The 22,471-nt window shown below is 55.6% G+C and carries 19 protein-coding genes and 3 tRNA genes; 5 read left to right on the plus strand and 17 right to left on the minus strand.

Features of this window, described 5'->3' with window-relative positions:
- Positions 1–120: 120 nt before the first annotated feature.
- From clpX to tig, 3 genes are all read right to left on the minus strand, one after another.
- Complete coding sequence (gene clpX / locus PSPTO_RS19250) at positions 121–1,404, minus strand: ATP-dependent Clp protease ATP-binding subunit ClpX (protein WP_005770751.1); 1,284 nt, start codon at positions 1,402–1,404, stop codon at positions 121–123.
- Between the two features lie 106 nt (positions 1,405–1,510).
- Complete coding sequence (gene clpP, locus PSPTO_RS19255) at positions 1,511–2,152, minus strand: ATP-dependent Clp endopeptidase proteolytic subunit ClpP (protein ID WP_002552734.1); 642 nt, start codon at positions 2,150–2,152, stop codon at positions 1,511–1,513.
- 91 nt (positions 2,153–2,243) lie between these two features.
- Positions 2,244–3,554 carry a trigger factor gene (gene tig, locus PSPTO_RS19260; RefSeq protein WP_007245213.1) on the minus strand — a complete coding sequence of 437 codons (1,311 nt, stop codon included), beginning with the start codon at positions 3,552–3,554 and terminating at the stop codon, positions 2,244–2,246.
- A gap of 256 nt (positions 3,555–3,810) precedes the next feature.
- Here tig and PSPTO_RS19265 point away from each other — a divergent pair, with 256 nt between their 5' ends.
- Together PSPTO_RS19265 and PSPTO_RS19270 are read left to right on the plus strand one after the other, a co-directional pair.
- A complete protein-coding gene (locus PSPTO_RS19265; protein ID WP_162491834.1) occupies positions 3,811–4,095 on the plus strand; it encodes a hypothetical protein in 285 nt (94 codons plus the stop codon).
- A 596-nt stretch (positions 4,096–4,691) separates the two neighbouring features.
- Positions 4,692–5,171 (plus strand): lipoprotein, encoded by a 480-nt coding sequence (locus PSPTO_RS19270; RefSeq protein ID WP_005770745.1) that lies wholly within the window; start codon positions 4,692–4,694, stop codon positions 5,169–5,171.
- 395 nt (positions 5,172–5,566) lie between these two features.
- On the opposite strand, the gene PSPTO_RS19275 is transcribed toward PSPTO_RS19270, so the two are convergent.
- Entirely contained in the window at positions 5,567–7,423 is a 1,857-nt protein-coding gene (locus tag PSPTO_RS19275) for a hypothetical protein (RefSeq protein WP_011104695.1), read from the minus strand.
- Positions 7,424–7,557: 134 nt separating this feature from the next.
- Here PSPTO_RS19275 and PSPTO_RS19280 point away from each other — a divergent pair, with 134 nt between their 5' ends.
- Complete coding sequence (locus PSPTO_RS19280; RefSeq protein WP_007247571.1) at positions 7,558–8,535, plus strand: IS5-like element ISPssy family transposase; 978 nt, start codon at positions 7,558–7,560, stop codon at positions 8,533–8,535.
- Between the two features lie 198 nt (positions 8,536–8,733).
- Here PSPTO_RS19280 and PSPTO_RS19285 read toward each other — a convergent pair whose 3' ends face one another.
- The 5 genes from PSPTO_RS19285 to PSPTO_RS19305 all read right to left on the minus strand — a co-directional run bounded on the left by PSPTO_RS19285 (position 8,734) and on the right by PSPTO_RS19305 (position 9,889).
- Positions 8,734–8,973 (minus strand): hypothetical protein, encoded by a 240-nt coding sequence (locus PSPTO_RS19285; protein ID WP_005769208.1) that lies wholly within the window; start codon positions 8,971–8,973, stop codon positions 8,734–8,736.
- Positions 8,970–9,155, minus strand: coding sequence for a hypothetical protein (locus tag PSPTO_RS19290; RefSeq protein ID WP_005769206.1), 186 nt, complete (start codon positions 9,153–9,155; stop codon positions 8,970–8,972). The genes PSPTO_RS19285 and PSPTO_RS19290 overlap by 4 nt, the downstream gene beginning before the upstream one ends.
- 389 nt (positions 9,156–9,544) lie before the next feature.
- A tRNA-Leu gene (locus PSPTO_RS19295) sits at positions 9,545–9,629 on the minus strand.
- Positions 9,630–9,685: 56 nt separating this feature from the next.
- A tRNA-His gene (locus PSPTO_RS19300) sits at positions 9,686–9,761 on the minus strand.
- Between the two features lie 51 nt (positions 9,762–9,812).
- Positions 9,813–9,889, minus strand: a tRNA-Arg gene (locus tag PSPTO_RS19305).
- A gap of 293 nt (positions 9,890–10,182) precedes the next feature.
- On the opposite strand from PSPTO_RS19305, the gene folD reads away from it, so the two are divergent.
- Positions 10,183–11,037, plus strand: a complete 855-nt coding sequence (folD, locus tag PSPTO_RS19310; RefSeq protein WP_005769204.1) for a bifunctional methylenetetrahydrofolate dehydrogenase/methenyltetrahydrofolate cyclohydrolase FolD — start codon at positions 10,183–10,185, stop codon at positions 11,035–11,037.
- A gap of 134 nt (positions 11,038–11,171) precedes the next feature.
- Here the strand turns inward: folD and PSPTO_RS19315 are convergent, their stop codons facing one another.
- From PSPTO_RS19315 to PSPTO_RS19345, 7 genes are all read right to left on the minus strand, one after another.
- Positions 11,172–12,596, minus strand: coding sequence for an IS1182-like element ISPsy6 family transposase (locus PSPTO_RS19315; RefSeq protein ID WP_164923171.1), 1,425 nt, complete (start codon positions 12,594–12,596; stop codon positions 11,172–11,174).
- Positions 12,597–12,710: 114 nt separating this feature from the next.
- Positions 12,711–14,483, minus strand: a complete 1,773-nt coding sequence (locus PSPTO_RS19320) for an ABC transporter substrate-binding protein (RefSeq protein ID WP_011104696.1) — start codon at positions 14,481–14,483, stop codon at positions 12,711–12,713.
- Between the two features lie 85 nt (positions 14,484–14,568).
- Positions 14,569–14,841 carry a DUF2160 domain-containing protein gene (locus PSPTO_RS19325; protein WP_003376264.1) on the minus strand — a complete coding sequence of 91 codons (273 nt, stop codon included), beginning with the start codon at positions 14,839–14,841 and terminating at the stop codon, positions 14,569–14,571.
- A 12-nt stretch (positions 14,842–14,853) separates the two neighbouring features.
- The gene (locus PSPTO_RS19330) at positions 14,854–15,654 is read right to left on the minus strand and encodes a carbohydrate ABC transporter permease (RefSeq protein ID WP_003376266.1); all 801 of its coding nucleotides are present in this window, start codon (positions 15,652–15,654) and stop codon (positions 14,854–14,856) included.
- Between the two features lie 10 nt (positions 15,655–15,664).
- Positions 15,665–16,531 (minus strand): carbohydrate ABC transporter permease, encoded by an 867-nt coding sequence (locus PSPTO_RS19335; protein WP_002552729.1) that lies wholly within the window; start codon positions 16,529–16,531, stop codon positions 15,665–15,667.
- Positions 16,524–17,639, minus strand: a complete 1,116-nt coding sequence (locus PSPTO_RS19340) for an ABC transporter ATP-binding protein (protein ID WP_011104697.1) — start codon at positions 17,637–17,639, stop codon at positions 16,524–16,526. Before PSPTO_RS19340 ends, PSPTO_RS19335 begins: the two co-directional genes overlap by 8 nt.
- Entirely contained in the window at positions 17,639–18,733 is a 1,095-nt protein-coding gene (locus tag PSPTO_RS19345; protein ID WP_005740065.1) for an ABC transporter ATP-binding protein, read from the minus strand. The genes PSPTO_RS19340 and PSPTO_RS19345 overlap by 1 nt, the downstream gene beginning before the upstream one ends.
- Positions 18,734–19,031: 298 nt before the next feature.
- Between PSPTO_RS19345 and PSPTO_RS19350 the strand changes: the two genes are divergently transcribed.
- Positions 19,032–20,885, plus strand: coding sequence for a sigma-54-dependent Fis family transcriptional regulator (locus tag PSPTO_RS19350; protein ID WP_005769193.1), 1,854 nt, complete (start codon positions 19,032–19,034; stop codon positions 20,883–20,885).
- Positions 20,886–21,069: 184 nt separating this feature from the next.
- On the opposite strand, the gene cysS is transcribed toward PSPTO_RS19350, so the two are convergent.
- Positions 21,070–22,452: a cysteine--tRNA ligase gene (gene cysS, locus PSPTO_RS19355; protein WP_005769192.1), complete on the minus strand. Its 1,383-nt coding sequence runs from the start codon at positions 22,450–22,452 to the stop codon at positions 21,070–21,072.
- Positions 22,453–22,471 lie beyond the last annotated feature (19 nt).

A 22,471-nucleotide genomic window follows, 5' to 3' on the forward strand; every position in this document is an offset into this window, starting at 1 on the left:
GAGAAACACCACGCCAAGATCAGTTTCTTCATACAGAACGAATGAACTGGCCGAAAATGCAAAAGGGGGCCGAAAAGGCCCCCTTTTGTGTCACTTCACACGCAAACGCACATCAATGCTTTACGCGTCAGGAGCAGCCTTGGCGGGTGGCTCGCTGTTTTCGTAGATCAGCAACGGCTTGGACGTGCCATCGATAACGCTCTCGTCGATCACCACCTTGCTCACGTCGCTTTGCGACGGGATCTCGTACATGGTGTCGAGCAGCACGCCTTCGAGGATGGAGCGCAGGCCACGAGCACCGGTCTTGCGCTCCAGCGCACGACGGGCAACCGATTTCAGCGCGTCGGTGCGGAACTCGAGGTCCACGCCTTCCATTTCGAACAGCTTGGCGTACTGCTTGGTCAACGCGTTTTTCGGCTCGGTGAGGATCTGAATCAAAGCAGCCTCATCCAGCTCGTCCAGCGTTGCAAGCACCGGCAGACGACCGACGAATTCCGGGATCAGACCAAACTTGACCAGATCGTCAGGCTCGACCTCACGCAGGGACTCGCCCACCTTCTTGCCCTCCTCCTTGCTGCGAACTTCGGCGTTGAAACCGATGCCGCCACGGGTGGAACGGTTCTGAATGACCTTTTCCAGGCCCGAGAAGGCGCCACCGCATATGAAGAGGATGTTGCGCGTGTCCACCTGCAGGAATTCCTGCTGCGGATGCTTGCGACCACCTTGAGGCGGAACGGAAGCCACGGTGCCCTCGATCAGTTTCAGCAAGGCCTGTTGCACGCCTTCACCGGAAACGTCACGAGTGATCGAAGGGTTGTCGGATTTGCGCGAAATCTTGTCGATTTCATCGATGTAGACAATACCCATCTGGGCCTTCTCGACATCGTAATCACATTTCTGCAACAGCTTCTGGATAATGTTTTCGACGTCCTCACCCACATAACCGGCTTCGGTCAGGGTGGTGGCGTCGGCAATGGTAAACGGCACGTTAAGCAGGCGGGCCAGTGTTTCAGCCAGCAGCGTCTTGCCGGAGCCCGTAGGGCCGATCAGCAGGATGTTGCTCTTGCCCAGCTCGACATCGTCGTTCTTCTTGTCGCGCTGGTTCAGACGCTTGTAGTGGTTGTACACCGCTACTGCGAGAACCTTTTTGGCACGTTCCTGACCGATTACATACTGGTCAAGGATGCCGCTGATTTCTTTAGGCGAAGGCAATTTATGCGCGCTGCTTTCTGCCTGTGCTTCCTGCACCTCCTCGCGGATGATGTCATTGCACAGGTCGACGCACTCGTCGCAGATAAAGACCGAGGGGCCGGCAATCAATTTGCGCACTTCATGCTGGCTTTTGCCACAGAAGGAGCAATAGAGCAATTTGCCGTTGTCCTCGCCGTTGCGGGTGTCAGTCATTCGATCGATCCAATCCGGTAGGCTTGCAACACAAGATGAAGGCTATTGCGGGCTTTTTCAAGTCCGCAGGCGGTCGGTTGTGCCGACCCCCTACATTTTGAGCCGCTTAGGCAGGCATTTGACGCTTGTTGATCACGGAGTCGATCAGGCCGTATTCCGCCGCACGCTCTGCGCTCATGAAGTTATCACGCTCGGTATCACGCTCGATGGTTTCGAGGCTCTGGCCGGTGTGATGCGCCAGCAACGAGTTCAGGCGATGACGAATGTGCAGGATTTCCTTGGCATGGATGTCGATGTCCGACGCCTGACCCTGGAAACCGCCCAACGGCTGGTGAATCATCATCCGCGAGTTAGGCAGGCAGTGACGCTTGCCCTCTGCGCCGCCAGCCAGCAGGAATGCACCCATGCTGCACGCCTGACCGATGCAGATGGTCGAGACGTCCGGCTTGATGAACTGCATGGTGTCGTAGATCGACATGCCTGCAGTGACCGAACCGCCCGGTGAGTTGATGTAGAGATGGATATCCTTGTCCGGGTTTTCCGCTTCAAGGAAAAGCAGTTGCGCGGCGATAAGGTTGGCCATGTAGTCCTCTACCGGACCAACCATAAAGATGACCCGCTCCTTGAGAAGGCGCGAATAGATGTCATAGGCGCGTTCGCCACGGGCGGACTGCTCGATAACCATCGGGACCAGGCCGCCAGCGGCCTGGATGTCAGAGTTCTGCTGAATATAAGAATTGCGGGACATGTCCTGCATTCACTCCCAAATAGTCGAGTCTTGAATACGCACAAGCCAGCGCGAAGGCTGGCTTGTGGGTGTTTTCGCACGAAAAAGAGAATCAGTCGGCTTTTGCAGCTTCCACCGGCTTGACAGCTTCTTCGTAGGAGACCGATTTGTCGGTCACGCTAGCTTTCTGCAAAACAGTATCTACAACTTGCTCTTCAAGCACAACAGAACGTACCTCGTTCATTTGCTGCTCGTTCTTGTAGTACCAGGCAACAACCTGTTCAGGTTCCTGATAGGCGGACGCCATTTCCTGGATCATTTCACGAACGCGAGCATCGTCAGGCTTCAGGTCGAACTGCTTGACAACCTCGGCAACGATCAGACCCAGCTCTACGCGACGCTTGGCCTGCTCTTCAAACAGCTCTGCAGGCAGCTGGTCTGGCTTGATGTTGCCGCCGAACTGCTGAACAGCCTGGACGCGCAGACGGTTGACTTCGTTTTCCAGCAGCGCTTTAGGCACTTCGATCGGGTTGGCGGCCAGCAGACCGTCCATGACCTGATTCTTGACCTTGGACTTGATCGCCTGACGCAGCTCGCGCTCCATGTTCTTGCGAACTTCGGTGCGGAAGCCTTCGATACCGGTTTCCTTGATGCCGAACTGCTTGAAGAACTCTTCGTTCAGCTCAGGCAGCTTTGGCTCGGAAACGGTATTGACGGTGACAGTGAACTCGGCAGCCTTGCCGGCCAGGTCGAGGTTCTGATAGTCCTCAGGGAAGGTCACGTTCAGAACGCGCTCTTCACCGGCCTTGGCGCCAACCAGACCGTCTTCGAAACCAGGGATCATGCGGCCGGAACCCAGAACCAGCTGGGTGGCGGTGGCGGAACCGCCAGCGAATACTTCGCCGTCGACCTTGCCCTCGAAATCAATGTTCAGCTGGTCTTCGTTCTGGGCGGCACGGTCGGCCACTTCGAAGCGAACGTTCTGCTTGCGCAGCACTTCCAGCATGTTGTCCAGATCGCTGTCAGCGACATCGGCGGACAGACGTTCTACGGCGATGGTGTCGAAACCGGCGACGGTGAATTCCGGGAATACTTCAAAAGTAGCCACGTATTCCAGATCTTTGCCTTTTTCGAACGATTTTGGCTCTACAGCAGGAGCACCCGCCGGGTTCAGCTTTTGCTCGACGACAGCTTCATAGAAGGTAGCCTGAATCAGATCGCCCAGTGCTTCCTGGCGTGCACCGTCTTCGTAACGCTGACGAATCACGCTCATCGGCACCTTGCCAGGGCGGAAGCCCGGGATCTTGGCTTTACGTGCAGTCTGCTGCAGACGCTTGTTGACTTCAGTCTCGATGCGTTCGGCAGGCACGCCAATGGTCATGCGGCGCTCAAGAGCGGAAGTATTTTCAACAGAAACTTGCATGGATATTCCTCGTTGCACAGACGTTAGCCGGCCGTTTCCGACCCCAGAATCAAGGGCATGCATTCTAGTGGGTCAAACTCAAGAAGTCACCCTACTGAAAAAGGGCGGGTTAAAAAAGGAATCGGCCTACGGCCAGAGGTGAAAAACATACACCTCGCACCATTCGCGACAGGTCTGGCACGGCGTCTATATAAGGAAGCACCTGCACCGAACGATCACCGACCCCTCTACACAGCGCCCCACTCGACCAGCGGCGATGCAGCCGCTGGGCCTGCGAGGCGGTAAAACGAATACGTTGAAACAACAAAACCGCTCAAGGCGGCCATTTTCATTTAGCTTTTTTGCAGTCTGGGCGTTCTCACCCGAGCCATACGGGACCTGGCAGATGGAAAATTCTAAAATCAACCAGATGCCTGCCATACATGACTTCAGCCTCGAAGCCTTATTGAACCCGGCGCGCATCGTACACAACGCAGCCTGGACGCGCCACCCATGGCAAGCAATTGACCAGACGGACAATTTTTGCGCAGACCAGTTCTGACACCGACTGCCAATTCAAAAATCATCATCAATAACGAAAGCTCAGGCTGATGCACCCACATCACACGCGCCGAGACTTCGGAAAATCTTGCTGTACACCGTCGAAAAGCAAGACAACTTACCGAAGCAAAACATTGAAGGCCTGCCGCCCGACACGACCACATCACCCCGCAAAACATCAACATTGAAAAAGCATGAAATCATCGCATCATTGTCAATACATAACGATAACGAAAAGACAGTCGCTCATGCCATCACAACAGCTTACTTAAAGGGTGGACAGCCGCGGTGCGGAAAACCAGCCCCCTATAGACAGTAACGAGCAACACAAACAGCGGCTCACCCTACCCTTGCCCCTCCCTTGGCTACGCAGGGGAAAGACCCGAGCAAAGGCGTAGCCAGCCGGATGTTGCGCCCTTGTGCTGCACCACCAACCACTCCATACTCCGACCGCTGATTTTGCTTCTCCAGCCGGGAGGACAGAGGCTTCAACCACGGTGAATTTCACAATCTCCACCCCGCACCAACACCTTGCCGAACAGTTAAAACAGTCAAGATACCTAGCCACCAAAACATCGACATCGCTCAGGAAAAAATATGTACAAAATGATTGCTGCACTAAGTTTTCTGGCTATAACTTCCGCAGCCATTACCGGCTGCAATGAAAAAGAAGGAAACAAGGAAAACGTAGCAAATACAAAAACCACCCATTACTCATCAGATAAATGCGCAGTAGACTCCATCGGCGGCAAGACAGGGTCAACTGTTTATGTCGCCAAAGGCATGGTCCAATTCAACGGATGGGCGATCGATACCACTAACCAGAGCGCACCCAAGGAAATCAGACTTCGCCTGACGGGCTACAAGGGCACCGCCACCACGTTCAAGAACCCCACCATTGTTGATCGCCCGGATTTGGTAAAAGCATTCGGCAATGAAAAATTCCTGAAGTCAGGCTTTTCATTCACAGCAGATTTATCATCACTGGAATCCGGCGGCTATAGCGTCGTTACAGAGATCCCGGGTGAAAACTCGTCTCTTCTGTGCCAATCCAGAATATTGCTGGTCATCGAGTAAGCGGCCACCCGCCCCGCAAGAACCACCTGAAAGAAGCCGCTGCCAATATTGATGATGACCTGGCTTCAAGCAGCGCCCCTCAGGCAACTGCCCAAGGTGAGGTCAAGACGCACCGATCGACGCGCTTGAAAACCGCGGATACAGCTGAACAAATGCGAACTCGACACGAAAAAAAGCCCGCACTGTGCGGGCCTCTTTTAGCTTTCGCGATTATCAGTGGAACCCGGCCAAAGTACATCTGGTGCGGACGGAGGGAACCAAATTCAGGCCCCAAAAACCCGGGTAACAGGCACAAAAATTCACAGGCAAGAATCGATGTACTTTTTGCTGTACTGATTAGCTGACGCTGGACCGCAGCAGACATCGCCTGAGCTCAGCCGGCAGAACACGATGCCTTAAGTCGCTTTCAAATCGTACAGGCATCGAACCTCAAGGTTCTGGATCGCGATGTTTTGGGCGCCAGTGACTGGGTCAAAGCGCAGGTATCCGGCAAAACCTTTGTCGCTTTTCATTTCAAACGTCAGTTCATTGATGCCCAATCCTACTGGCTTAACCAGCGAATTGATTTCCGAGAGCGTTTCCCCAACCGGCGTGTAAAACAACTGCGCCAGATCTGCCCTTTCCACTTCAAGGCGAACTCTGACCTGTAACAGTTGGCAAGCGGGCAATGTAGCCAGCATGGTTGGGCTCAGGATAATCATCGGGTCAGACCCGGTCATCATCCGGTTGTCGGTGTCGAGAACGGTAATATTTGCGACCTCGAATTTGTCCGATCCAATGTTGTAGAGCGCACCTGTGGTGTCGAATGCAGCAGGCGATGTGGTGGCCAGTCCGGCAAAGGACGCCCCTATAGAACGCGCGTAGCGAAGGATGAGGCTCATGTCGATTCCAGGGTGAACGCCGGGGCACTGGAAGAAACCTCCGCGCTGATTCCCCTGATTCAGGCATGCGATGTTCTCAACGCGTATATCGTAGGTTTGTTTGTAGTACGCGTCGTGTTCTGTGATTTTTGTGCCGACAACGAGTGCGACAGATGCGAAACACATAACGATGACAAGAGAAACCGGAAACACTTTGTTGGCTTTCGACATCGCAGCAAACACGGCTGCTATTACCAGTGGCCACGCAGCGCACACCCAGAAGAAATGAAATCTTACGAAACCAAACGTAAACAACTTCATTCCAGAATCGATGCTTGCTGGATGAAGGTTTGCCCGACCCGCCGAGACGAGCCCAAGGTAAACTAATATCGCAGCAAACACCGGGAACGCGATAAATGAGACTCGACCTAATGCACCGTAGTTTCCGTAACGTCGAGCCACTACCAACGACAACAGAGATATAAGCAGCAGAGAGGCAAGCCCCAGGCTAGCAATACCCAATGATAAAAACGGAAACATCTCGGATAGATAAAGAGATCGTGCAATTTTAGAAAGAATGAATATCCAGAATTCGGCATCCCACGGATAAGCCATTGCAGTATCAGCCCGATGAATACCATGCTGTATTCCTACAATCACCCACCCTTGCAACAGGCTGGTAAGTATCGAAGGTAAAAGCATCGATATCGCCATACCCATTACTTGTGGCGACTTCTTAACCACAAACAGCTCACGAGTCAGCATTGCCACAGAGAAAGCGAGAAAAGCGAAGGCACCACTGATATAGACCAGCCCGGATGCCGTCGCCAGAAGAATGCCGAATGTGCATTTAAGCTTTGTGCCAAACGAGCTCACACTGACAAGTGAGGCCGTCAGGATGAAAAGCAAAGGCAGCACCTGATGGTACGCCATGTTTTGAAGGCCCCAGTATGAATCGGGCTGCAGCATTATCAGTAGGCTTGAAAAGGCAGCTGCGGATAACAGTTTGTCGTTCAAACAGTACTCGAGCAATTTCCATTGAATTAACAGTATCCCGCCAAGCACTAAGGTCATGCTGATGGCTTGGTATGCAATGGTGTTCCCACTCAACCACCTGAACGCCAATGAATCCAGTGCCATCCCCAGAGGGTAAAGGGTATCGTTTGAGGAGGTGAAAAGGTCGTGCAGTTTGAGGGAGCCCGCAGTTTCGTGATAATAAGGTCTGATATCGTCCAGAAAAGGGAGGTCAACGCCATAGCGAAGCCATGAGACAATATTAAAAACAGCGGAAAGTATCGGCAATCCAACTAGCAGAACGATCAGAACACGTTTACAAAACGCTTCTATTCTAATCTTCTGTGCAGCCAAGTCTGACTGTACAAGGGTTATCATTGCTGCATTCCTTCGCGTCAAGTATGAAAATACTGACCGGACTGTACCATGTATATTTGAAACACCTAGGGAAACTCTGAAAAAGGTTTCCTGATTTGGCAAAATACCCCAACACCTTTCACCGAGCTTCCCTGATGAAACAGATGACCTTCGCCGATGCCGAGTACGCGGGTAAACGTAAGCATACCCGCCGCGAGCGCTTTCTCATCGAGATGGATCAGGTTGTGCCCTGGAAAGGCTTGATTGCCCTTATCGAACCACATTATCCAAAGGGCGAAGGTGGCCGTCCGGCTTATCCGCTGATGGCGATGCTGCGTATTCACCTGATGCAGAACTGGTTTGGTTACAGCGATCCGGCGATGGAGGAAGCACTTTACGAGACAACGATCCTGCGCCAGTTCGCAGGGTTGAGTCTGGATCGAATCGCCGATGAAACCACGATTCTCAACTTCCGGCGTCTGTTGGAAAAGCATGAGTTGGCAGGCGGGATTTTGCAGGTCATCAATGGCTATCTGGGTGATCGAGGTTTGATGCTGCGCCAAGGTACGGTGGTCGATGCGACGATCATTCATGCGCCGAGCTCGACCAAGAACAAGGACGGCAAACGCGATCCCGAAATGCATCAGACGAAGAAAGGAAACCAGTATTTCTTCGGCATGAAAGCGCATATCGGCGTCGATGCCGAGTCGGGTTTAGTCCATAGCCTGGTGGGTACTGCGGCGAATGTGGCGGACGTGACTCAGGTTGATCAATTGCTACATGGTGAGGAAACCTATGTCAGCGGTGATGCGGGCTACACCGGCGTGGACAAGCGTGCGGAGCATCAGGATCGTCAGATGATCTGGTCAATTGCGGCCCGCCCAAGCCGTTATAAAAAGCATGGCGAGAAAAGTTTGATCGCACGGGTCTATCGCAAAATCGAGTTCACGAAAGCCCAGTTACGGGCGAAGGTTGAACATCCGTTTCGCGTGATCAAGCGCCAGTTTGGTTATACGAAAGTCCGGTTTCGCGGGCTGGCTAAAAACACCGCGCAACAGGCTACTCTGTTTGCCTTGTCGAACCTTTGGATGGTGCGAAAACGGCTGCTGGCGATGGGAGAGGTGCGCCTGTAATGCGGAAAAACGCCTTGGAAAGGTGCTGTTTGAAGGAAAATCGATGAGTTAAGAGCGGAAAACGTCTAATTATCTGATCGGGCGAGCTTTTTTTGAACCTCAGGCCATGAGAGCGTCAAAAATCGATGCCTACTTCAGACCTTCCCTAGAGATAACGCAGCAATGGGGAAATAAACTCAGGACCAGAGCCCCGGGCCGCTACATCTGGTCACACGCCAGATTGCTTTCCAAACGCTCCAGACGCTCATCGAGCTGCTTAACGCCGTTGATCAGCACCGCAATGAATTGCTCATAGCGAAGCCCTTGGCGCGAATTGCGATCATTCTTGTCGGACAATACCCATCCCGCAAAATCATCAATACCGACTGACGTCATCGCATCTTTGACCTGCTGGGCACCCAATCTGTAATGGATGCGGCAGCCTTTTGCCTTGGTCACAACATCTTCGAAATCTCTACATCTATTGTTTTCTTCCTGCCGATCTGAATTGAAGACTCCTGCAACACCTCAATAAATTTAATCTTGGTATCGCCAGTCTCATCAATGTAAGTACCGTCTGCAACGTTTGCCATGATCATGACACGCTTACCGGCTGCATCAAACTCTGGATAGGTGTCCATGAGCTGGCGAGTTTTGATGACTGTCGATTAAACGCGAACAGCCTTGCCATCCACGACAGACACTTCAACAGTTTGCTCTTCGTACTCTTCCTCGTCCGGAACTTCTATTTTTTCAACCCGAACAACAACCCCTCCCACCTCACCGGCACCACTTTCACGGCAGGTAGACGCTGCAGTCTTTTTCCTTGGGCTTTGCTTGCCGGACGGCGGTGTCAGCCAGGGGCATTAGTGCATCACCAGTCAACCCGGATTCACGACGGGCTGACTAATGTACTAAAAATGCGCGGAAGACGCTGGAGTCTTGCGGAACTCAACGCAACAAAAAGCCCGCACTTGGCGGGCTTCTTCTGACTTTCGCGGTTCTCAACGGAACCCTGCGAAAGTACATCTGGTGCGGACGGAGAGACTCGAACTCTCACACCTTGCGGCGCTGGAACCTAAATCCAGTGTGTCTACCAATTCCACCACATCCGCATTTCAGACTTTTAAAGCAAAGGCGCCAGACTATGAATCTGGCGCCCTTCTTAATATGGGGTGGACGATGGGGTTCGAACCCACGACCGCAGGAGTCACAATCCTGTGCTCTACCAACTGAGCTACGCCCACCATATTGCATGTGACGGTGTATCTTACTTGCTGTGCCAAAGCTGCCTTTAATGGCGCACCCGGCAGGACTCGAACCTGCGACCATCCGCTTAGAAGGCGGATGCTCTATCCAGCTGAGCTACGGGCACTTATATAATTTGTATTCTTGCGATAACAAACTAAAGGGCTTTCAATCACACCGAGCTGATTTGCAACTCTGCCTGACCTAATCAACCAGTGCTAGCTTAACCAGTGCTGGGCTCTGCCCGGCAAGTGCGAAGAATCTTATAGACGGCCCCCGGGGTCGTCAACCTTTTTTTGAAAAAAATTCAGCTAGATAAAGGAGTTAGCTGAATATGCAGAGCAAGCGCCTTTGCCCTCGCGCCATGTCATGCGAGAATGCGCGCTCATTTTATTTCCTCTCGATGGTTAATCACGCGTCATGACTGCAAAACTAATCGACGGCAAGGCGATCGCCGCCAGCCTGCGCCAGCAGATCGCCAAACGCGTCGCTGAACGTAGCCAGCAAGGTCTGCGCACGCCGGGCCTCGCGGTGATTCTGGTTGGCAGCGATCCCGCCTCCCAGGTGTACGTTTCTCACAAGCGCAAGGACTGCGAGGAAGTCGGCTTTATCTCCCAGGCCTACGACTTGCCCGCCGAGACCACTCAGGTGGCGCTGACTAATCTGATCGACCGCCTCAATGAAGACGCGGCTGTCGACGGCATCCTGCTGCAGTTGCCTTTGCCTGCTCACCTGGACGCGTCGCTGCTGCTGGAGCGCATTCGCCCGGACAAGGACGTGGACGGTTTCCATCCTTATAACGTCGGGCGTCTGGCTCAGCGCATTCCGCTGCTGCGTCCGTGCACCCCAAAAGGCATCATTGCCCTGCTGGAAAGCACCGGTGTCGATCTGTACGGCCTGGATGCCGTGGTGGTGGGCGCGTCGAACATTGTCGGTCGCCCGATGGCGATGGAATTGCTGCTGGCGGGCTGCACCGTCACCGTCACCCACCGCTTCACCAAGGATCTGGCAGGCCATGTGAGCCGCGCCGATCTGGTGGTGGTTGCCGCTGGCAAGCCCGGCCTGGTCAAGGGCGAATGGATAAAGCCCGGCGCTATCGTGATCGACGTCGGCATCAACCGCCAGGACGATGGCAAGCTGGTCGGCGACGTGGTTTACGAGACCGCCCTGCCCCGGGCCGGCTGGATTACTCCGGTCCCGGGCGGCGTTGGCCCCATGACCCGTGCCTGCCTGCTGGAAAACACGCTGTACGCAGCCGAAACCCTGCACGACTGATCAGCCTGTTGGCCCCAAAAAAAACGGCACCTCAAGCAGACTGTGTGAAAACACACTGATGAAGGCCCAAGCAAACGCCCCGACTTGTTCGGGGCGTTTTGTTTTGTATTGGCAGCAGACGAAAAAATGACCGCTCAGCCCATCAAAGCCATCAGATGGCGCACACCGAGCACTTTAATCGCTCGTTTCAGGTTATAAGCATTCACCGCCAAGGCCATTTCAGCTTTTGTCCCCTCCAGTTGTCGCAGCAAGAAACGGCCATTACCAAATAGCCATTGCTTGAGGTTGCCGAAGGGGTGCTCAACGATGGATCTTCGGTTGGCCATCATCTCAGGATGCGCCTGCATTCTTTGCTCCATCCGCTCGAAAGCCTCTTCATGGGCATGTCGTGAGACATAACGGCGCTGGGCTCGAGTGCATTGCGTTTTCAGCGCGCAGTTGGCGCAGTCATCGACCTCAGCCTGATAGATCCGATCACCTTTGTTGTGCTGTTTTAGCGTTAACCATTTGCCTGCCGGACACTGGAAACGATCGTGTCCGGCCTCATAGATAAAGTCTTTTCGCTCAAAGAGCTGCTCTTCATGACTGCCAGGGTTTTTCGAACGATTGGGCGGTACATAGGCCGTAATCGAAGCATCCTCGCAGGCCTGAAACTGCTTGCCATTGGAGTAGCCGGCATCGGCAGTGACCGTCAGCTCATCTTGCTGTAACTCTGCTTTGGCGGCCTTGGCCATCGGCTCCAGTTGCTTTCGGTCATCGCCATCCTGGGTGACCTCATGATGCAAAATCAGGCAATGCTCGGCGTCCACGACGGTTTGCACGTTGTAGGCCACACGTGGCCCTTTGGCCGTGCGCATCATTCGGGCATCGCTTTCATGAGTGTTGAACTGCTCGATGCCCATCGAACGCATCAGTGCCTGGCAACTCTGATTATCCTGTTGTCGAGCCTCAAGCTGTGCCAGTGCTGCTTTGATTGCGCTGCGATCAATTGAATCTGTGGTTTCAGCCTTGTCGGCCTCATCCAGCTCGGCCAGATACTGAGCGATGCGCTTATCCAGTTTTTCTTCCTGGCGCTTGAGCTGCTTCAAATTCACATGACGCCGTGAGGAGGCGACCGCCTGAAACTTGCTGCCGTCGATGGCCACCAATTCACCGGCGATCAAGCCTGCTGTGCGACAAAATCGAACGAAAGCACGGCAGGTCGCGATGAAGGCGGGTTTATTGTTCTTGCGAAAGTCGGCGATGGTCTTGAAGTCGGGCTTGAGCCGGTTGATCAGCCACATCACTTCGATGTTGCGCTGACACTCGGCTTCAAGACGTCGCGATGAGCGAATCCGCTGAAAATAGCCGTAGAGGTAGAGTCTTAGCTGATCGGCGGGATCATAAGCAGGGCGCCCCGTGCTTTTTGGAATCGCTTTATCGAAGCCCAGTTGCACCAGATCGAGCTTGGCAACGTACAGGTCAATGACACGAACGAGGTGATCCTCGGGGATCAACTCTTCCAGCGAGACCGGGAATAGGCTGGTCTGGCTGCGGGACTCACCTTGGATGTAGGCCATAACGAAAAATGCTCTGTATCTTTCGATACGGAGCATTTTCTTTGAGCGCTGCGCAGATTGCTAGGTTTTCACACAGTCTGCAAGGGTGCCGTTTTTTGTTACCTCTTCACCACCTTACTTCTTGCCGGCTTCCCAGCTTTTCAGCAGGTCGGAGTAGGCGATGGTTTCACCCTTCGGTTTCTCGTTGGCCAGCTTGCGTTGTGGCGCGAGGAACTTGCCACCGCTTTTCTCAGCCTTGGAATACCACTCTTCGGCCGACGTCTCAGGATTCATCTTCGGTGCACATTTGCTGGCTTCCTGCACTTTGGAACGCTCAATGCGCGTCATGATTGCATCCTGATCCTTGGCCAGACCGTCCAGCGCCTGCTGCGCTGTTTTCTCGCCGGTGACCGCCTCGGCAACGTGGCTCCACCACAGTTGCGCCAGCTTCGGATAGTCAGGCACGTTGGTGCCGGTTGGCGACCACTGAACGCGCGCCGGGCTGCGATAGAATTCCACCAGGCCACCCAGTTTTGGCGCCAGAGCGGTCATCTCCTTGGAGTTGATGTCCGACTCGCGAATCGGCGTCAGGCCGACGATGGTTTTCTTCAGCGAAACGCTTTTCGACGTCACGAACTGCGCATACAGCCAGGCCGCCAGACGTTTTTTCTCGTCGGAAGACTTCAGGAAGGTCCACGAACCCACGTCCTGATAGCCCAGCTTCATGCCTTCTTTCCAGTAAGGACCTTTTGGCGACGGTGCCATGCGCCATTTCGGCGTGCCGTCGGCGTTCATGACCGGCAGACCCGGCTTGGTCATGTCGGCAGTGAAGGCGGTGTACCAGAAGATCTGCTGCGCAACGTTACCCTGCGAAGGCACCGGTCCGGATTCAGAGAAGGTCATGCCCGCCGCTTCCGGCGGTGCATAGGCTTTCAGCCAGTCAATGTATTTCTGGGTGGCGAAGACTGCCGCTGGCCCGTTGGTGTCGCCACCGCGGGTGATGCTGGAACCGACCGGATGACAATCCTCGACGCGAATGCCCCACTCGTCCACCGGCAGACCGTTAGGCAGGCCCTTGTCGCCGCTGCCCGCCATGGAGAACCAGGCATCGGTGAAACGCCAACCCAGCGACGGGTCTTTCTTGCCGTAATCCATGTGGCCGAAGACTTTCTTGCCGTCGATCTCCTTGACGTCTTCACTGAAGAACTTGGCGATGTCTTCATAAGCCGACCAGTTGACCGGAACGCCCAGCTCGTAACCGTATTTGTCCTTGAATTTCTTTTTCAGGTCAGGACGCTCGAACCAGTCGGCACGGAACCAGTACAGGTTGGCGAATTGCTGGTCGGGCAACTGATAGAGCTTGCCGTCCGGCGCGGTGGTGAACGAGGTGCCGATGAAGTCTTTCAGGTCCAGGGTCGGAGACGTGACTTTGCTGCCTTCAGGGCTGGCCATCAGGTCGGTCAGAGACATGGCCTTGCCGTAGCGAAAGTGCGTACCGATCAGGTCTGAGTCGTTGACCCAGCCGTCATAGATGCTCTTGTCAGACTGCATGGCCGTTTGCAGCTTCTCGATGACATCACCTTCCTGCAGCAGGTCGTGGGTGACTTTGATGCCGGTGATTTCAGTGAACGCCCTGGCCAGGGTTTTCGACTCGTACTCGTGGGTGGTCAGGGTTTCCGACACCACTTTGATATCCATGCCACGGAACGGTTCGGCAGCCTTGATGAACCACTCCAGCTCTTTCAACTGCTCGGCATCGGAAAGCGTACTCGGCTTGAACTCTTTGGCCGCCCATTCCTTTGCCTTCTCTTCGTACTGATCCGCCCATGCCGACACACTCAACCCGCTGAGCATGATCATAGTTGCCAGCGTCACGCTATGTTGCAGCTTGTTTTTCTTATTGAACATAGTCATCTCCAATGTTGCTCTTATGTAGTCCCGCTTTTCGAACACTGCCGAGCGGATCACGTTGATGATCACGCCTGACTGCCGCCTAACCCCAACGCATCACCACCACGAGCCACACCAGGGAAATCCCTGAAGCGACCCAGATATTCCAGTCAGTCACACCAATGACCAGCAAATGCAGGTAGGCGCTACCCAGAAGGCCAATGAACAAGCGGTCGCCACGCGTGGTGACAATCGGTAGAAAACCGCGACGCTCGATGCTCGCCGAGCGCAATTCCCATACCGTCATACCCACCAGCAACAACCCGATACTGATGAAGAACGCCGCAGTCGGCAGTGTCCAGGACATCCACTCCATTTTCTCGACTCCTCAGACCCGACCAAGAGCAAAGCCCTTGACCACGTGGTTGCGAACAAACCAGATCACCAGCATGCCTGGCAGGATGGTCAATACTCCCGCCGCTGCCAGCACCCCCCAATCGATGCCGGACGCGGAGACCGTACGGGTCATCACCGCGGCAATCGGTTTGGCGTTGACCGATGTCAGGGTGCGCGCCAACAACAGCTCGACCCAGGAAAACATGAAGCAGAAAAACGCCGTGACACCGATTCCCGAGCCAATCAGCGGGATGAAAATCTTCACGAAGAACTTGGGAAAACTGTAACCGTCGATGTAGGCCGTTTCGTCGATTTCCTTGGGGACGCCGGACATGAAGCCCTCCAGAATCCATACCGCCAGCGGGACGTTGAACAGGCAATGCGCCAAAGCGACGGCAATGTGCGTGTCAAACAACCCGATGGACGAATACAGCTGGAAAAACGGCAGCAGAAACACCGCCGGTGGTGCCATGCGATTGGTCAGCAGCCAGAAGAACAGGTGCTTGTCGCCGAGAAAACGATAGCGTGAAAACGCGTAGGCCGCCGGTAATGCGACGCTCAGCGATATCACCGTGTTCAGGCACACGTAATACAGCGAATTAAGATAGCCGCTGTACCAGCTCTCGTCGGTGAAAATGACCTTGTAGTTGGCCAGGGTAAAATCCTGCGGCCACAGCGTCAGCCCGCCGAGAATCTCGGTGTTGGTCTTGAACGACATGTTGACCAGCCAGTAGATCGGCACCAGCAGGAACAGCAGGTAAATCCACAGCGGTATGATTTTGCGCAGACTCATGACCAGCCCCTCAATTCTTTTCGCTGTGAGTCATGGCGGTGTAAAACACCCATGACACCAACAGAATGATCAGGAAATAAACCAGCGAGAACGCCGCCGCAGGCCCCAGGTCGAACTGACCGAGCGCCATGGTGGTCAGGGTCTGACTGAGGAACGTCGTGGAGTTGCCCGGACCGCCACCGGTGAGCACGAACGGCTCGGTGTAAATCATGAAGCTGTCCATGAAACGCAGCATCACCGCGATCAACAACACGCTCTTCATTTTTGGCAACTGGATATGCCGGAAGATGGCCCAGCCGGAAGCACGATCGATCCGCGCCGCCTGATAGTAAACATCCGGAATGGCCCGCAGCCCCGAATAGCAGAGCAACGCCACCAGCGAGGTCCAGTGCCAGACGTCGATGACCAGCACGGTCACCCAGGCGTCCGAGGCATTGGCGGCATAGTTGTAGTTGATGCCCAGCACGTTGTTCAGCGTGTAACCGAGCAGACCGATGTCGCCACGGCCGAAGATCTGCCAGATGGTGCCGACCACGTTCCACGGAATCAGCAACGGAATGGTCATCACGATCAGGCACAACGACGACCAGCGGCCTTTGGTGGGCATGGTCAGGGCGATCGCGATGCCCAGCGGGATCTCGATCAGCAGCACGCAGCCCGAGTAGATGAACTGGCGCAGCAGCGAATCATGCAGGCGCGGGTCCTGCAAGACCTGTCTGAACCAGTCGGTGCCGACGAAATAGCGGCTGGACTGATCGAAGATGTCCTGCACCGAATAATTGACCACGGTCATCATCGGAATGATTGCGCTGAATGCCACCAGCAGAAACACCGGCATCACCAGCCACCAGGCCTTGTTGTTCTGCACCTTACGCATGGGGCACCTCACTCGCAGGACCGGCTTCAAGCAGGTAATCGTCGGCATACAGCATCAGCCATTGCCCCGGAAAACTGATCCAGGCCTGGCCTTGCGGCACCGGTTTGTCTTCCTGCAGACGCACTTTCAGCAACTGGCCGGCCAGTTTCAGGGTGATGATCTTGTACGTCCCCAGGTCCTCGACGTAGGTCACATCCGCGCACATCGCGTCGTCGTAAGGCCCGTCCCAGACGTGCACGAACTCCGGGCGAATGCCCACCTTCAGACTTTCCCACGAGGTATTGGCGAGCTTGTGCTGCAGCGATTCAGACAGCGGCAGACGAATATCGGCAAAACCGACCCCACCCGGCTGCGGCGTGACGTCGATCAGGTTCATGCCCGGGCTGCCGATGAAATAACCGACAAAGGTGTGCGAAGGCTTTTCAAACAGTTCGCGAGGTGTGCCGAACTGCACGATTTGCCCGCCATACATCACCGCGATCTTGTCAGCGAAGGTCGAAGCCTCCAGCTGATCATGGGTGACGTAGACCATGGTGATGTTGAACTGCTCGTGAATCTGCTTGAGCTTGCGGCGCAACTTCCACTTCAAGTGCGGGTCGATGACCGTCAGCGGCTCATCGAAAAGGATTGCCGACACGTCATCACGCACCAGACCGCGGCCCATCGAGACCTTTTGCTTTTCATCGGCACTCAGGTTGCGCGCTTTCTTTTTCAGCAACGGTTGCAAGTCGAGTACGTCGGCAATCTCGTTGACCTTGATGAGCACCCGCGCCTCGTCCATGCCCTGATTACGCAGCGGGAAAGCCAGGTTATCGAACACGGTCATGGTGTCGTAGATCACCGGAAACTGGAAAACCTGCGCAATGTTGCGGCGCTCCGGCGGCAGCTCGTTGACCACTTTTGAATCGAACAGTACCTGCCCTTGAGACGGGCTGAGCAAACCCGAAATGATGTTGAGCAATGTCGATTTGCCGCAACCGGACGGCCCGAGCAGCGCGTAAGCACCACCCTGCTCCCAGATGTGGCTCATTTCCCGGATCGCGTAATCCTCGGGGCCAGGGTTGGCGCTATAGCTGTGCGCCAGGTTCTGCAAGCGAATCTCGGCCATCAGGCTACCCTCGCCATACGCAGGCCCGGTGCCTGAATCAGGCCGCCCTGCTGATCGAATACAAATAATTTATGAGTCGGGATGTACACCCGAATCGATGCGTCAACGTCGTAGGCATGCACGCCGGGCAAATGCAGGACCAGCGAGAACAACTCGTTGCGCACGTGCAGGAAGGTTTCCGAACCACTGATTTCAGCCAGTTCCACGGTAACGGCCAGTTCCAGATCGTCATCATTGGAGGGCACCAGGCTCAGGTGACTGGGGCGCACGCCGAAGCGGTATTCACCGTCGCCAACGGCACGTAAATCAACGTTGAGCGGGAAATGTACGAAGTTGGCGAAACTGACCTCGTTGCCTTCAATGCGCCCAGGCATCAGGTTGATCGGCGGTTCGGAGAACAGCTCTGCCGCCAATACGGTCGCTGGCCGGTGATAAACCTCGGGAGTCTTGCCGCTCTGCACCACCCGGCCTTCGTGCAGGATGGTCGTGGTGCCGCCCAGCGCCAGTGCTTCATTGGGCTCGGTGGTGGCGTAAATGGCGATGGTGTGGCGAGCTGCAAACAGTTCGCGCATCTCCTGGCGCAGTTCTTCGCGCAGCTTGTAGTCGAGGTTGACCAGCGGCTCGTCGAACAGAATCAGCTCGGCATCCTTGACCAGCGCCCTGGCCATCGCCGTGCGCTGTTGCTGTCCGCCAGACAATTCGAGCGGGTGGCGTTGCAGGAATTTCTCGATGCGCAGCATCTTCGCGGTTTCCTGCACCCGACTCTGGATCACGTCCCTGGACAGACCCGCCTGGCGCAGCGGCGATGCGATGTTTTCAAACACCGTCATGCTGGGGTAATTGATGAACTGCTGATAAACCATCGAGACGTTGCGCAGACGAACCGGTCGTTGTGTGACATCGACCCCGTTCATCAGCACCCGCCCGCTGTCGGGCTTGTCCAGCCCGGCCATCAGGCGCATCAGGCTGGTTTTACCTGACAGGGTTCGCCCCAGCAGAACGTTGAATGATCCCGGCTCAAAGCTCAGGGAAGCGTCGTCGATCCAGATCTGGCCATCGACTGCGCGACTGACATGCTCCAGCGTGAGTGACATGGCGTGCCCTTTGTTGTTTTTTTCATAAGGGTGAATGCGTGACACTTTGCAGATAGCGACATTCGTGCCAGTTCTGGCACTTTCGCGCAGAAGCCCGAACCAGAGCATTCGCCCGGTTTTACGGCGTCAAACGGGTTTCGCAGCTGAACAAAAATGAACAGAAATATTGAACACTTGAACAAAATGAACATTGACTTTGAGCGAATCTGAACGACACTGGACGGACGTTGCGGGCAAGGATGGTCACGCCGACGGGACCTAAAAACAAAAACAATACGTCATATTCGCAGGCATCCTCATGTCTCAACCCAGCGCTTCGCTTGCTCACGACCTCATCATTCAGGATTCATGGACTCGCTGCCGGGACTTCGGTCTCAGCCATCAGACGCGTCCATCGTTCGGCCAGCTGCCGGGCGCAGAGGTTTCCCGGCTGCTGGAACGCCATCACGGTCTGGTGCAAACCACCCATCAGGAGGTGTTGCCGGTCTATGAAAACATCCTCAGCAACTCCAATTGCCTGATCATGCTGGCCGACACTGATGGCCAGTTACTCAAGTCGTGGGGCAATCAGCGTTTCGTCGAAGCTTCGCAAACCCTGGGCTTCCTGGCCGGAGCCAGTTGGAGCGAACGCGGCACCGGCACCAACGCCATCGGCACGGCGCTGGCCTGCGAACAGGCGATTCATATCGAGCCGGATGAACACTTTCTCAAAGCCAACCGGTTCATGACCGGTTCTGCTTCGCCGATCTTCGATGCCGATCGGCGCATCATTGCCGTACTGGATGTGTCGAGTGACAGCTTCCTTCCCCCTTCGCACACGCTGGGCATGGTCAAAATGATGAGCCAGTCGGTGGAAAACCGCCTGATCCTCGATCAGTTCCGCGACACGCATTTCCAGCTGATCTTCAATACAGCCCTGAACAACCTCGACAGCCAGTGGGCAGGCCTGCTGATTTTCGACGAAAGCGGCCGGATTCTCTGCGCTAATCGCCGCGCCGACAATTTGCTGGGCACCCGGCTTTCTGGTGTCAATATCGAGACGCTGTTCAAGTGCCCGATTCTGCAACTGCTGAGCGAGACGCAAGCGCGCCCCTTCGCGCTGCATGCGTTTGGCAACAATCGCTTTCAATGCCTACTCAAGCGTCCGACTCGCAAGCCGCTCAAGCTGCACAGCGTAAAGCCCGCTCAGGCACCTGTTGCGCCGCGCAGCCTCGATCTGGAGGCGATCAGCCTCGGCGATGCAAGAATCGAGAAAGCCGTGCTCCAGGCGCAGCGCCTGCTGGAAAAAGACATACCGTTGTTGATTCACGGGGAAACCGGGGTGGGCAAGGAAGTGTTCGTCAAAGCGCTGCATCAGGCCGGTTCGCGCGCCAGCGAGCCACTGATCGCGGTGAACTGCGCGGCAATTCCGGCCGATTTGGTCGAGGCCGAGCTGTTTGGCTACGAGAGAGGCGCGTTTACCGGCGCAAACCAGAAAGGCAGCATCGGGCTGATTCGCAAGGCCGATAAAGGCACGCTGTTTCTCGATGAGGTCGGCGACATGCCGATGCCGGTGCAGGCGCGATTGCTACGGGTGTTGCAGGAGCGCTGCGTTCAACCACTGGGCAGCAGCGAGTTGTATCCGGTAGACATACGGCTGATATCCGCCACCAACCGAACCCTGCGTGATCAGGTGCAGACCGGGCATTTTCGTCAGGACCTTTATTATCGAATCAGCGGGCTCAACATCGAATTGCCACCATTGCGCGAGCGCACCGACAAACATGCACTCATCCAGCGTATCTGGGAGCGGCATCGCGACGCGCATCAACGGGCGGGGTTTTCCCGAGAGGTGCTTGAGCTGTTTGAACACCATCCCTGGCCGGGCAATATTCGCCAGCTCAACAGCGTGATTCAGGTGGCACTGGCATTGGCGGACGAGCAGCCGATCAGTGCCGAACACCTGCCGGAAGACTTTCTGCTGGATGTGGGCATGGATGAGGAATGCCGGGAGACGGCGCAAGCCCGTCAATCGCCCTACCGACAGTCGTCGACGCAAGACCTGAGCCACCAGTTGCAGGCCGCGGGCGGAAATATTTCACTGCTGGCCAAACAGTTGGGCGTGAGCCGCAACACGCTGTACAAGCGGTTGCGGGAACAGCGGATTGTTTAGCTTTTGAGCTCGGCAGGCCGCACAGCGAAGATGGGACAAGAACAGCATACCCACGCGGAGCATGGGCACGACAGTGTTTCAGGGATAGTCCTTTATCGTTCCCACGCTCCGCTTGGGAATGCATTTCGTGACGCTCCGCGTCACCCAGTGCAAGCCACTGCGGAGTTCAGGCAGCCTTATCTAATCAGTCCCCCAGACGCCAGGTCGTGCCGCCCTTGCCGTCTTCCAGAAGCACGCCCATGGCGGTGATCTGGTCGCGGATTCGGTCGGACTCGGCCCAGTCTTTGGCTGCACGCGCGGCCAGACGCGCCTGAATCAGCGCTTCTACCTCTGCTGCATCGACCCGCCCTTGCGCGCCTGCGCGCAAAAAGTCGTCGGCTTCCAGCTGCAGCACACCCAGCACGCTGGCCAGTTGCTTCAAACGCGCCGCCAGGCCCGCCGCTGCTGCAACGTCGGTTTCACGCAGGCGGTTGATTTCACGAACCATCTCGAACAGCACTGCGCAGGCTTCCGGTGTACCGAAGTCATCGTTCATCGCGGTGGTGAAACGCTCGACGAACGCCTCGCCACCTGCAGGCTCGGCAGCCGGCAAGCCTTTGAGCGCGTGATAGAAGCGCTCCAGAGCTGCCTTGGACTCGCGCAGGCTGTCTTCGGAATAGTTGATCGCGCTGCGATAGTGGCTCGACACCAACAGGTAACGCACCACTTCCGGGTGGTATTTTTCCAGCACGTCGCGAAGGGTGAAGAAGTTGTTCAAGGACTTGGACATCTTCTCGCCATTGATGCGGATCATCCCGCAGTGTAACCAGGCGTTGGCGTAAGGCTTGCCAGTGGCCGCTTCGCTTTGGGCGATTTCGTTTTCATGGTGCGGAAACTCGAGATCGCTGCCGCCGCCATGAATGTCGAAGGTGTCACCCAGGCAGCAGGTGGACATCACCGAGCATTCGATGTGCCAGCCCGGGCGACCCGCACCCCACGGCGACTCCCAGCTCGGCTCGCCTGGCTTGACGCCTTTCCAGAGCACGAAGTCCAGTGGATCCTGCTTGGACTCGTCCACTTCGATGCGCGCGCCGATGCGCAGGTCTTCAATCTTCTTGCGCGACAGCTTGCCGTAACCCTGAAACTTGCCGACCCGGTAATACACATCGCCGTTGCCCGGCGCGTAGGCATAGCCCTTGTCGATCAGCGTCTGGATCATGGCATGCATGCCGGGGATATGGTCGGTGGCACGCGGTTCCATGTCCGGCTTGAGGATGTTGAGGCGCGCCTCGTCCTCATGCATGGCATCTATCATGCGCGCGGTCAGCGCGTCGAACGACTCGCCGTTGTCACGTGCGCGATTGATGATCTTGTCGTCAATGTCGGTGATATTGCGCACATACGTCAGGTCGTAGCCGCTGAAGCGCAACCAGCGGGTAACCAGGTCGAACGCCACCATGCTGCGGCCGTGCCCCAGGTGGCAGTAGTCGTACACGGTCATCCCGCAGACGTACATGCGCACCTTGTTGCCATCCAGCGGTTTGAATACTTCTTTGCTCTTGGTGAGCGTGTTGTAAATAGAAAGCACTATCTGCCCCTCGGACATC

It is taken from the genome of Pseudomonas syringae pv. tomato str. DC3000 (assembly GCF_000007805.1).
Classification (GTDB): Bacteria; Pseudomonadota; Gammaproteobacteria; order Pseudomonadales; family Pseudomonadaceae; genus Aquipseudomonas; species Aquipseudomonas avellanae.